The organism is Methylobacterium sp. 37f, from assembly GCF_023093475.1.
In the GTDB taxonomy this organism is placed as follows: domain Bacteria; phylum Pseudomonadota; class Alphaproteobacteria; order Rhizobiales; family Beijerinckiaceae; genus Methylobacterium.
In genome coordinates this window covers 55,017-66,714 of sequence record NZ_JAGHKN010000001.1, presented here as the reverse complement: position 1 = coordinate 66,714, position 11,698 = coordinate 55,017, and the positions used below count along the sequence as shown (strand labels likewise).

Genomic DNA, 11,698 nt, shown 5'->3' with positions numbered 1-11,698 from the left:
ATGGCGCGATTGGGACGCCGGAGCGGTGCAGCGCCCCGATCAGGTCCTGAGTACGAGGCAGGCGCCGCCGACCTGGCGGATCTTGCCGCACAGGATGTCGGCAGCCTCGCGGCTCTGGGCCGGTATGCGGATGCGGTAGAAAGCGCGCGTACCGCGGCTGCGCAGACGTGTGCCGATGATCATCGGGCGAACATCGCCGATGACGCTTGTGTAGAGCTTCCGTGTCCGCGTGAAACTCTGCAGCGCCAGGGCCTTCGAGAAGTTTCCGGCGAGCTGGATGCCCCAGGGCGCTGCCGGTCCCTCGTTGCCGCCCAAAGCGAAGCGATCGCCGCGCGACGGAATCCGCAGGGCCGCCGTCACCTTCAGGCAGCTCGTCTCGGACTCGGCTTTGGAACCGGTCTCCCCTCTGGCCTTGGTGTCGGCCGATTTCGAGTCCGAATCCCGGTCCCGCGGCGGCTCGCCCTCGGGCATCTCGACCGCCGTTCCGGGTCGCCACGCCTCGGCGGGCGCACCCGTGATCGCCAGCACGTAGTTGCGCGTCTCCGTCGGCAGGCCGCCGGTGCCCGCGAGCCACGACGACACACGCCCGGGTCCACCGTTATAGGCCGCCGCCGCGAGGCCGAGATTGCCGAATTGCCGGTTCAGGTCGGCGAGCAGGTGGGCCGCGTGGGGAATCGCCTGCTCGGGATCGAAGGGATCGGTCAGGCCGCGCTCCCGGGCCGTGCCGGGCATGAACTGCGCCACGCCCTGCGCGCCCACGGGGCTCACGGCGCTGACGCGGAACGCGCTCTCGCGCCAGATCAGCCGCGTCAGGAACGGCACGGGCAGCCCGCGCGCCTTGGCAGAGCCCTCGATCAGCCGGCACAAGGCCTGCTCCACGGTCTCGGTCGCCCCCTCGGCGGCGGCAAGGGCCGGACACGGCACGAACGCCGGGAGGACGAGGAGGAGGGCGGCGGGAAGGAATCTGAGGAACGCGGTCACCGCCGGGTTGTAGAGCGCGCGCGTCGCCGATCAATTCCCAGCGCGCGGAGACAAGGGCGGGGGTCGCGTCGATCCGCGTTCGCCGATCGGTGGCACCCACGCTATAACCCTGACGCGAATGCTTTCCGCTCCACCCCATAACAGGCCTCGATGACCGCTACGCTCCTCGACGTACAGGACCTGTCGGTCGCCTTCCGCTCGCGCGAGGGCGAGACCCGCGCGGTGGACGGGGTCAGCTTCACCATTGAGCCGGGCGAGACCCTGGCGCTGGTCGGCGAGTCGGGGTCCGGCAAGTCGGTCACCGCCCTCTCGATCCTGCGTCTTCTCGATGGCAGCGCCCATCATCCCGGCGGCCGCATCCTGTTCAAGGGCCAGGACCTGCTGGCCCTGCCGGAGAAGCGCCTGCGCGGCATCCGCGGCGCCGACATCACCATGGTGTTCCAGGAGCCGATGACCTCGCTGAACCCGCTGCACACGATCCAGCGGCAGATCGGCGAGGTGCTGGAGGTGCATCGCGGCCTGTCCGGCCGTAAGGCGCGGGCGCGCATCCTCGAACTGCTCGAATTGGTCGGCCTGCGCGACGCCGAGCGCCGTCTGAACGCCTATCCGCACGAATTGTCGGGTGGCCAGCGCCAACGCGTCATGATCGCCATGGCGCTCGCCTGCGAGCCCGACCTGCTGGTGGCCGACGAGCCGACCACCGCCCTCGACGTGACGGTGCAGGCGCAGATCCTCAACCTGCTGGCCGACCTGCAGAAGCGCCTCGGCATGGCGATGCTGTTCATCACCCACGACCTCGGCATCGTCCAGCGCATCGCCGATACCGTCTGCGTCATGCTCGCGGGACGCATCGTCGAGGCGGGCCCGGTGGCGGAGATCTTCGCCCGGCCGCAGCACGACTACACCCGCCGCCTGCTCGCCTCGGAGCCGAAGGGCCGTGCCAACCCGGTGCCGGCCGATGCCGCGCCCCTGCTGGAGGCCGGCCCCCTCAAGGTCTGGTTCCCGATCCGCGAGGGCTGGCTGCGCCGGACCACCAGCCACGTCAAGGCGGTCGACGGGGTGTCCCTGCGGGTGCGGGCCGGCGAGACCGTGGGTGTCGTCGGCGAATCCGGCTCTGGCAAGACCACCCTCGGGCTCGCCCTCCTGCGCCTGACCGGTTGCGAAGGCCCCATCGTCTTCCTCGGGCGCTCCATCGCCGGCCTGCCGCCCGCCGCGATGCGCCCCGTCCGCCGCGACATGCAGGTGGTGTTTCAGGACCCCTACGGCTCGCTGTCGCCGCGCATGACCGTGGCCGACATCGTGGCGGAGGGTCTGGTGGTCCAGGGCGCCGTGCGGACGCGGGCCGAGCGTCACGCGGTGGTCGCGGGGGCGCTCACCGATGTCGGCCTCGATCCCGCAACCATGAACCGCTACCCGCACGAGTTCTCGGGCGGCCAGCGCCAGCGCATCGCCATCGCGCGCGCCATCGTGCTGAAGCCGAAATTCATCGTCCTCGACGAGCCGACCTCGGCCCTCGACCGCTCGGTCCAGGCCCAGATCGTCACCCTCCTGCGCGACCTCCAGCGCGAGCGCGGCCTCGCCTACCTGTTCATCAGCCACGACCTGAAGGTGGTGCGGGCGCTGGCGAACTACGTCCTCGTCATGCAGAACGGCCGGGTGGTGGAGGAGGGGCCGGCGGAGGCGATCTTCGCCGCGCCCAAGACCGCCTACACCCAGGCCCTGTTCGCCGCGGCCTTCGACCTGCAGAGCGACACCGTCGCCGACCCGATCCCGGCCTGAGGGGAGGGGGATGCCGCGCGCTTTCCTCATCGTCCTCGATTCCGTCGGCATCGGCGGCGCCCCCGATGCCGACCGCTACGGCGATTCCGGTTCCGACACCCTCGGGCACATCGCCGAAGCCTGCGCGCAGGGACGCGGCGACCGGGCGGGCCTGCGCGCCGGAGCGCTGACGCTGCCGCATCTCGGTGCGCTCGGGCTCGGCCTCGCCGCACGGGGGGCGACCGGAACGCTTCCGCCGGGGCTCGATGCCATCGGCCCGGTGCAGGGCGCCTACGGCCACGCGATCGAGACCGCCGCCGGCAAGGACACGCCCTCAGGCCATTGGGAGATCACAGGCGTACCGGTCCGCGAGCCCTGGGGCTATTTCCCCGTCACGGTTCCGGCTTTCCCGGCCGCGCTCACGGACGCGCTGATCGCGCAGGCCGGCCTCCCCGGTATCCTCGGCGATTGCCACGCGGCCGGCACCGCCATCATCGACCGTCTCGGCGCCGAGCACCTCCGCACCGGCAAGCCGATCTGCTACACCTCCGCCGACAGCGTTTTCCAGATCGCCGCGCACGAGGAGAGCTTCGGTCTGGAGCGCCTCTACGCCACCTGCCGGATCGCCCGCGATCTCTGCGACGCCTACCGGGTCGGCCGGGTCATCGCCCGCCCCTTCGTCGGTACCGAGCGGGAGGGTTTCCGGCGGACCGCCCACCGCAAGGACTACGCCGTCGAGCCGCCCGGCCGCACGCTCCTCGACACGCTCGCGCAATCCGGCCGGTCCGTCGTCAGCGTGGGCAAGATCGGCGATATCTTCGCCCACCGGGCGACCGGGCGCGAGATCAAGCCCGCGGGCAACGCCGCCTGCCTCGACGCGGCGCTGGCGGCCTTCGCGAGCCTGCCGGATGGGGGACTCGTCTTCCTCAACCTCGTCGATTTCGACACCGACTATGGCCATCGCCGCGACGTCCCGGGCTACGCCGCCGAACTCGAAGCCTTCGATGCGCGCCTGCCCGAGATCCACGCCGTGCTCCGATCCGGCGACCTCTGCGTGATCACGGCCGATCACGGCAACGATCCGACCTGGACCGGGACCGAGCACACCCGGGAGCAGGTGCCGGTGCTGGCCTTCGGGCCAGCGGTCGCGCCGGGGCCGCTCGGGCGACGCGAGAGCTTCGCGGATATCGGCGCGACGCTGGCGCGGCATCTCGGCGTCGGGCCGCTGGCGGCCGGACGATCCTGGCTCGAATGATCTGCCGGCTTAAATGATATCCTGGCTCGACGTGATGCCACCCGAGGGAACACCATGAGGGACGAAGATGACGGCGCGCCCCGCAGGGCGATTGCGCATCGGGTCGGGGAACCGCTCGATGCCCTGTCGGTGACCGATCTCGCGGAGCGGATCGCCCTGCTGACCACGGAGATTGCGCGGCTGGAGGCGGCCCGCGCCGCCAAGGAAGCCGCCCTCAAGCGGGCGGATTCGCTCTTCCGCCTGTAAGGAAAGTCTTTACCTCCGCGCCATTTTCGGAAGGAATTTCGATTCTCCCCCAAATGGGGGATGATGCTCCTGCACCGCTGCGCTTCTATGCGACGCGTTGAGGCACGTGAGGGTGGCGATGCTCGAGAGATGGACGATGGCTCCGTGGATGCGTCGGCGACTGGCTCGGCACGTCGAGCGGGGTTCGAGCGACCGGGTGATCGCCTGCCTGATCACTTCGGCGCTGACGCCCACCGCCGGTGAAGTTCCCGTCAGACCGGCTCTCGGCGGACCGGCCGCGGACTACGACCTCTCGAACGTCATCCTGTTCCGGGCGCTCGCCGTCCGGAATCCGACCGGCGCCGCGTCGCGCGCCCCGTGACCGCATCGCTCATCGGATCAGGCTGAACCCCGAGATCAGGCGCGCGAGATCGACCTGTCGGGTGACGCCGGTCTTGGCGAAGATCGCTTTGACCTGACTGCGGATCGTCTCGTGCGCGACCGATTGCTGGGCGGCCAGGAGCGCGATCGTAGCCCCGTCGGCGATGCCGCGGGCGATCCGGGCCTCGGCGGCGGTCAGGTCGAACAGGCCCGCCAGGAGTTCGGTGCCGGGAACCGGGCGCGGCAGGACGGGCGCCGCCAGCATCAGCATCGTTCCGCCGCCGAAGACGTCCTGGGCGAGGCCGCGCACCGGCAGCAGGTGCATCACCATCGCGGGGTTGTCGGCATCGGCGGGGACCGGGATCGAGCGGGCCGCGTTCGCCCGGCGGCCCGAGAGCACGTCCGACAGCAGGGCATCGGCGCCCGGATGGCTGAGGGTGACCCGGTCGCGCTGATCCCGGACCACCCGCGGCACCAGCCCGGCGAAGGCGGCGTTGCGGTTGTGCAATCGGCCGTCCGCGCCGAGGACGGCGGCCGGAAGGCTCAGCACCTCCAGGGCTTCCACCGCCGCACGGGCCCGTTCGAGCTTCAGCCGCGCCGAGACCAGGGCGGCGCGTCCGAGATGCGGCCGCAGGGTGTCGAGGACCCGCATCGCCTCTGCCGGAACCGGCCCGTCCACGAAGCGCCGCTCGATGCTGAAGATGAGCGTGTCGCCCGTCGAGAGCGGGCAGGCGGTCGCGGTTCCCCACCCGAGGCCACGCGGGCGCAGGAAGTGCTGGATCAGGACGTCCTGCTCCAACTCCTCGGGGGTGTAGACGTCCTGTTCGCGCACGAACCCGGCGTGGCGAGCGGCCAGCAGGCGCGCGGTCCGCTGGCCGGCGCTGCTCCAGCCTCCCGATGCAAAATCCGCCATGACTTGGTCGAGGGATTTCGAGTTGATCCAGCGGTGAGATCTCAGATCAGAGGCAATCAGAACTGTGCCTTGCGCACCGGCGATCCCGGCGAGCTGATCCAGCACGGAGGGCCAAAGTTCGGGAAGGACCGCCGCCTCGTAGATGAGATCCGTCAGGCTCTCGAAATCAATTTGCGCAGATCCCTCAGGCACGGCTCTTGATCCACCCCGGGACGATATTCTGTATTCTACCCACCATGAGTCTAGAATCTGCTTTTGAGCAAGGCGACTCGCCGAGTCGATCCCGGCCCCGGACTTCGGTCGGGCCGGATCGCCGGCCCCTGCGTCGCGGAAGTCACGGCGACGTTCGCGGGTGAGGTCCTGCCCGGCGCTTGCATCATCGTCGCCCATTCATCTCGGCCTTTACATCTGTGTTGCCCATGGATGCGCCTGATCCGCGCAGCGGAAGCTGCCTCGAAAAACGGTTCCTCGTGGTAGGGGAGGGAGCGTGGGTTCGTGTGAAGGAACCTTGGGCCGGGCCGGCAGGTCATGTCGGTTCGGGCCGGGGGCGAGGAGAGTGGCGTGCGGCATTGGCGCGAGGGGCCGGGGGACCGGCGGAGCTACCACCACGGCAACCTGAAGGAGGCCCTGATCGAGGCGGCCCGCCGCTTCATCGCGGAACGCGGCATCGGCGGCTTCACCCTGGTGGATGCCGCCCGCCTCGTCGGTGTCACTCCGGCTGCCCTGTATCGCCACTTCCGCGGTCGGGAAGCCCTGCTCGAAGAGGTCGCGGGTCGGGGCTTTGCCGATCTCGCCGAACGTCTGGCCCGCGCGCTCACCGCCAAGGGAACGCCCCTGGAGCGGTTCACCCGGATGGGCGAGGCCTACCTGGCCTTCGCCGAGGAGGAGCCCGGCTATTATGCGGCGATCTTCGAGACCCGCGGCCTGAGCGCCGGCGTGCCGAATGCGGAGGCGAGCGTACGCCCCAGTCCGTTCGACCTGCTGGTGGACGCCCTGCAATCGACCTTCCCCGAAGGCTTCGGCGGCGTCGCACCCCGCTTCATCGCCCTGGAGGTCTGGGCCCTCGCCCACGGACTCGCCACCCTGGCGGCGTCCGGCCATCTGCCGAAAGGCGCCGGCATGCCGGACAAGTACGAACTGCTGCGTGCCGGCGTCCTCGCCCTCGTCCACGGGGCTGCGACCGGAGGGCGCGGAACCAGCGCAACGACCTGAGGGACGACCCCTTGAAAGCAGCGCGATCCGTCCGCAAGTGAATGTCGTTCACATTTACATTGGAGTCGTGAGCCGTGAGTCTGTCTTCCTCCTCCCCCTTCACCTCCGGGAAGGTCTGCCGCAGCGGCCCCTTCCCCAAGCGGTCCCTGGAAATCGGCGCGATCGTCGTCGCGTTCGTCTATTGGTGGCCGCTCGCCGCCGCCTACATCGCCTGGAAGGTCGCGGGTTACCCTGCGCTCAGCGAACTGCGCGGCTTGGCCGGCCGCGGGGCCGCGTGGAACGCGGGCGCCGCGCGCTCGCGCTTCGCCGCCGCGTTCGAGGCCGCCAACGGCACGTCGACGGGCAATCTGGCCTTCGACGCCTACCGCCGCAGCGAGCTCGAGCGTCTCGACGCGCAGCGCCGCGCCCTCCAGGAGGAGAGCCGCGAGTTCGCCGACTTCGTCGAAGAGCTGAAGCGGGCCAAGGACCGCGAGCAGTTCGACGCTTTCATGCAGAAGCGCCGCAGCGCGGACACGACCCGCTCGGTCTGAGCGTCGTCTCCGGCATGCGCTGAATACCGAGGGCTTCCGGTTCAGGCCGGGAGCCCTTTTTCACGGGCGCAATCCGTCCGAAGACCTCGCTCGCAATCCCGCGATGCTCTAGAAATCCGGTTTCGGTCTTGCCTCGGTCTCCCGCCGCTCAGGATCAGACCTCGGCTTGATGGAGATCCAGCGATGCAGGCAGCCGCCGCGACGGTCCGGGTGGTGGACCACCCCCTCGTGCAGCACAAGTTGACCCTGCTGCGCCAGCGTGAGCGCTCGACCAAGGGCTTCCGGCAGATCCTCAACGAGATCGGCATGCTGCTGGCCTACGAGGTCACGCGCGACCTGCCGCTGGAATCGGTGACGATCGAGACCCCGATCCAGTCGATGGAGGCCCCGCAGATCGCCGGCAAGAAGCTGGTGCTGGCGCCGATCCTCCGGGCCGGCGTCGGCTTCCTCGACGGCATGCTGTCCCTGGTGCCGTCGGCCCGGGTGGCGCATGTGGGTCTCTACCGCGATCCCGAGACGCTGGAGGCGGTGGAGTATTACTTCAAGGCGCCGTCCGACCTCTTCGACCGGACCGTGCTGGTGCTCGATCCCATGCTGGCGACGGCGAACTCGGCGGTCGCCGCCATCAACCTCCTGAAGCAGCGGGGCGCGCAGGACCTGCGCTTCGTCTGCCTGCTGGCGGCCCCGGAAGGCATCGCCCGCCTGCAGGCAGCCCACCCGGACGTCCCCGTCTGGACCGCCGCCATCGACAGCCACCTCAACGACCACGGCTACATCGTGCCCGGACTCGGCGATGCCGGCGACCGAATGTACGGCACCCGCTGAACTCCGCGCCACTCGCGCCCTTGCCAATCGGGATGCCAGCCGCAGATGACGGGGCTCCCTGGAGACACCCTGCGATGACCGCCAGCCTGCCCGAGACCATGCGTCAGATCCGCTACGCCGCAGCCGGCGGGCCGGACGTGCTCACCCTCGAGGCGGTGCCGCTGCCGCAGCCCGGCCCCGGTCAGGTGCTGATCGAGGTCGTGGCCGCCGGCATCAACCGGCCGGACATCCAGCAGCGCGAGGGCAAGTATCCGCCGCCGAAGGGCGCCACCGAGATTCCCGGCCTCGAAGTCGCCGGTCGCATCGTCGGCCTCGGCGAAGGCGCGACGGGCTTCGCGCTCGGCGACGAAGTCTGCGCCCTGGTGATCAGCGGCGGCTATGCCGAGTTCGCGGTGGCCGAAATCGGGCAATGCCTGCCGAAGCCGACATCGCTCAGCCTCGTCGAGGCCGGCGGCCTGCCGGAGAACTACTTCACCGTCTACAGCACGGTGATCGAGCGCGGTCGCCTGAAGGCCGGCGAGGCCTTCCTGGTCCATGGCGGATCGAGCGGCATCGGCTCGACCGCGATCCAGATCGCCAAGCATCACGGCGCCCGCGTCTTCGCCACCGCCGGGTCGGCCGAGAAATGCGACTTCTGCGTCAAGCTCGGCGCCGAGGCCGCGATCAACTACCGCGAGGCCGATTTCGTCGAGGAGGTGAAGCGGCTCACCGACGGCAACGGGGTCGACGTCATCCTCGACATGGTCGGGGCGCCCTACCTCGCCAAGAACCTCTCGGCCCTCGCGATCGAGGGGCGTCTGGTGCAGATCGCCTTCATGCAGGGCTACAAGGTCGATGCCTTCAGCATGACGCCCATCATGATGAAGCGCCTGACCTTCACGGGCGCCACCCTGCGCGCCCGGCCCAAGCCCGAGAAGGCGGCGATCGCCGAAGGCCTCGCCCGGGATGTCTGGCCGCTGCTGGAATCCGGCACGATCCGGCCCGTGATCCACGCCACCTTCCCGTTGGAAGAGGCACGAAAGGCCCATGAGCTGATGGAATCCAGCGCCCATCTCGGCAAGATCATGCTGGTGACCGGCCGCTGAGCCGGACCTAGACGGGAACTCCGCTCTCGACCCTCGCGTTTCAGACCCGAGCAACAATCACGAGCCCGGTTCCGCGGAATCGACGCTCGGGTCGAAACAGCGGTCTTCAGGGCCGTTCAAGCGAGGATCGCATGGCAGACAATCTACACGGCCAGGAAGCCCGGCAGGGCAAGCGCGGCAAGCCGGTGCTCTACGTCCTCGTCGCCAGCCTGGTGCTGCTCGCGATCGCGATCACCGGCCTGATGACGTGGCAGGGCGCGAATTCGCCGAAGGACTACGCCTCGCAGAGCCAAGATGCTTCCCGCCAGGAAGTGACGGGCTCGGTGAAGGGTGATTCGAACGCGACGTCGTCGGCGAATACCGGTTCGGTGCCGGCCTCGAACCCGGCCTACCCGGCTCCGGCCCAGCCCGCGGCCAACGGCAACAAGCAGTAGGACGAGATTCCCGTCCGTGCCGGTCCGCCTCAGCGGGTCGGCACGGGCGTTTCACCGCGATAATCGTAGAAGCCGCGCTTGGATTTGCGTCCGAGCCAGCCGGCTTCGACATATTTCACGAGAAGCGGGCAGGGCCGATACTTCGAATCGGCAAGTCCCTCGTACAGCACCTGCATCACCGACAGGCAGGTATCGAGGCCGATGAAGTCGGCGAGCTGCAGCGGACCCATCGGGTGGTTGGCGCCGAGCCGCATCGCCGTATCGATGGACTCGACCGACCCGACACCCTCGTACAGCGTATAGATCGCCTCGTTGATCATCGGCAGCAGGATGCGGTTCACGATGAAGGCCGGGAAATCCTCCGACATCGTCGAGATCTTGCCGAGCTTGGCGATGAAGGCCTTGGCCGATTCGTAGGTCGGGTCTTCCGTGGCGATGCCGCGGATCAGCTCCACGAGCTGCATCACCGGCACCGGGTTCATGAAGTGGATGCCGATGAAGCGCTCCGGCCGATCGGTCGATGCCGCCAGCCGGGTGATCGAGATCGACGAGGTGTTCGTCGCGATCAGGGCGTCCGGCCTCAGTGAGGCGCAGAGCGCGCTGAAAATCTGGCGCTTGGTCGCTTCGTCCTCGGTCGCGGCCTCGATCACGAGGTCGCAGGGCGCCAGATCGTCGAAGGTCTCCGCTGCGACGATGCGGGAGACGGCTGTCCGGCGCTGCTCGTCCGCGATGGTGCCCTTGGCGACCTGACGGGCGAGATTGCCGTCGACCGTGGCGAGGCCGTTGTGAATGCGCGCCGGGTCCCGGTCGTTCAGGCGGACGTCCAGGCCGGCCATCGCGCACACATGGGCGATGCCGCTGCCCATCTGCCCGGCGCCGATGATGCCGACCGTCCTGATATCGATGCCCATCGTCTGCACTCGCACCCCTGAGGGCGTCCCCTCGTCGCCGACCGGGCCCCCCGCCCGGCCGCCCGGAACGACCGTGTCGCTTATAACGTCCTGCGGCGGCAGCGTCCTAGAGCAATTCCACCTCGCGCGACCACCCTTCGCCCGGGACGGCCGGTGTGAACAGCGCAGACCGGCCGTCTCGGGCGTTCGTCTCAGCCCTTGGCCTTGGCGATCTCGGCCTGCAGCTCGGGCACGATCTGGAACAGGTCGCCGACGAGGCCGTAATCGGCCACCTGGAAGATCGGAGCGTCCTCATCCTTGTTGATGGCGACGATGACCTTGGAGTCCTTCATGCCGGCCAGATGCTGGATCGCACCGGAGATGCCCACGGCGACGTAGAGATCGGGCGCCACCACCTTGCCGGTCTGGCCCACCTGCCAATCGTTCGGGGCATAGCCCGCATCGACGGCGGCGCGGGAGGCGCCGACCGCGGCTCCGAGGCTGTCGGCCAGAGGCTCGATCAGCTCCTTGAACTTGTCGGACGAGCCGAGCGAACGGCCGCCGGAGACGATGATCTTGGCCGCGGCCAGTTCCGGACGGTCGGACTTGGCGATCTCCTCGCCCTTGAAGCTCGACTTGCCCGACGAGGCGGCGGCCTGGACCGGCTCGATCGCGGCGGCCGCGCCGCCTTCGCCGGCCGGCTTGAACGCCGCCATGCGAACGGTGATCACCTTCTTGCCGGCGCCGGCCTGGACGGTCTGGATCGCGTTGCCGGCATAGATCGGACGCTCGAAGGTGTCGGGCGAGACGACGCTGATGATGTCGGAGATCTGCGCCACGTCGAGGAGCGCGGCCACGCGCGGGAGTACGTTCTTGCCGGTGGTGGAGGCCGCGGCGACGATCACGTCGTAGCGCTCTGCCAGGGCGACGAGCAGCGCGGCGGTGGGCTCGGCGAGGAGGTGGTCGTAGGTGGCGTCCTCGGCCAGCAGCACCGTCTCGACTCCGTCGAGCTTAGCGGCGGCCTCGGCGGCCGGGCGGCTGCCGGCCCCGGCCACGAGGGCATGCACGGGAGCGCCGAGGGCGGTCGCGGCCGTCAGAGCCTTGAGGCTCGCGTCGCGGACGGCGCCGTTGTCGTGCTCGATGAGAAGAAGGGTGGCCATGGTGTGCGAACCTCGAAATCGATCAGCGGGAGGGTCCCGGACCCCGATC

General features: G+C 69.4%; 13 protein-coding genes. 9 read left to right on the top strand and 4 right to left on the bottom strand.

All coding sequences use genetic code 11. The features are described 5' to 3' along the window. Positions 1–39 precede the first annotated feature (39 nt). Positions 40–924, bottom strand: a complete 885-nt coding sequence (locus J7U37_RS00310) for a lytic transglycosylase domain-containing protein (RefSeq protein ID WP_156376048.1) — start codon at positions 922–924, stop codon at positions 40–42. 207 nt (positions 925–1,131) lie between these two features. On the opposite strand from J7U37_RS00310, the gene J7U37_RS00305 reads away from it, so the two are divergent. The 4 genes from J7U37_RS00305 (at position 1,132) to J7U37_RS00290 (ending at position 4,601) form a co-directional block, all read left to right on the top strand. Beyond that, positions 1,132–2,760: an ABC transporter ATP-binding protein gene (locus J7U37_RS00305; RefSeq protein ID WP_247634463.1), complete on the top strand. Its 1,629-nt coding sequence runs from the start codon at positions 1,132–1,134 to the stop codon at positions 2,758–2,760. Positions 2,761–2,770: 10 nt separating this feature from the next. Continuing rightward, positions 2,771–3,994 (top strand): phosphopentomutase, encoded by a 1,224-nt coding sequence (locus J7U37_RS00300; RefSeq protein ID WP_247634462.1) that lies wholly within the window; start codon positions 2,771–2,773, stop codon positions 3,992–3,994. A gap of 54 nt (positions 3,995–4,048) precedes the next feature. Further along, complete coding sequence (locus J7U37_RS00295) at positions 4,049–4,240, top strand: DUF1192 domain-containing protein (protein WP_056190202.1); 192 nt, start codon at positions 4,049–4,051, stop codon at positions 4,238–4,240. A 148-nt stretch (positions 4,241–4,388) separates the two neighbouring features. Then, entirely contained in the window at positions 4,389–4,601 is a 213-nt protein-coding gene (locus J7U37_RS00290; protein ID WP_056481757.1) for a hypothetical protein, read from the top strand. 9 nt (positions 4,602–4,610) lie between these two features. On the opposite strand, the gene J7U37_RS00285 is transcribed toward J7U37_RS00290, so the two are convergent. Next, complete coding sequence (locus J7U37_RS00285; RefSeq protein WP_247634461.1) at positions 4,611–5,705, bottom strand: helix-turn-helix transcriptional regulator; 1,095 nt, start codon at positions 5,703–5,705, stop codon at positions 4,611–4,613. A 369-nt stretch (positions 5,706–6,074) separates the two neighbouring features. On the opposite strand from J7U37_RS00285, the gene J7U37_RS00280 reads away from it, so the two are divergent. The 5 genes from J7U37_RS00280 (at position 6,075) to J7U37_RS00260 (ending at position 9,599) form a co-directional block, all read left to right on the top strand. Continuing rightward, the gene (locus tag J7U37_RS00280) at positions 6,075–6,725 is read left to right on the top strand and encodes a TetR/AcrR family transcriptional regulator (protein ID WP_056190417.1); all 651 of its coding nucleotides are present in this window, start codon (positions 6,075–6,077) and stop codon (positions 6,723–6,725) included. A 74-nt stretch (positions 6,726–6,799) separates the two neighbouring features. Continuing rightward, on the top strand, positions 6,800–7,255 hold the full coding sequence (locus J7U37_RS00275; RefSeq protein ID WP_056190199.1) for a DUF2852 domain-containing protein: 456 nt from the start codon (positions 6,800–6,802) through the stop codon (positions 7,253–7,255). A 183-nt stretch (positions 7,256–7,438) separates the two neighbouring features. Beyond that, the gene (upp, locus tag J7U37_RS00270; RefSeq protein WP_247634460.1) at positions 7,439–8,080 is read left to right on the top strand and encodes a uracil phosphoribosyltransferase; all 642 of its coding nucleotides are present in this window, start codon (positions 7,439–7,441) and stop codon (positions 8,078–8,080) included. A gap of 74 nt (positions 8,081–8,154) precedes the next feature. Further along, positions 8,155–9,165, top strand: a complete 1,011-nt coding sequence (locus J7U37_RS00265; RefSeq protein WP_247634459.1) for an NAD(P)H-quinone oxidoreductase — start codon at positions 8,155–8,157, stop codon at positions 9,163–9,165. 131 nt (positions 9,166–9,296) lie between these two features. Continuing rightward, a complete protein-coding gene (locus J7U37_RS00260) occupies positions 9,297–9,599 on the top strand; it encodes a hypothetical protein (protein ID WP_247634458.1) in 303 nt (100 codons plus the stop codon). A gap of 29 nt (positions 9,600–9,628) precedes the next feature. On the opposite strand, the gene J7U37_RS00255 is transcribed toward J7U37_RS00260, so the two are convergent. Then, a complete protein-coding gene (locus J7U37_RS00255) occupies positions 9,629–10,510 on the bottom strand; it encodes a 3-hydroxybutyryl-CoA dehydrogenase (RefSeq protein WP_056190193.1) in 882 nt (293 codons plus the stop codon). Between the two features lie 191 nt (positions 10,511–10,701). Beyond that, complete coding sequence (locus tag J7U37_RS00250; protein WP_247634457.1) at positions 10,702–11,649, bottom strand: FAD-binding protein; 948 nt, start codon at positions 11,647–11,649, stop codon at positions 10,702–10,704. Positions 11,650–11,698 lie beyond the last annotated feature (49 nt).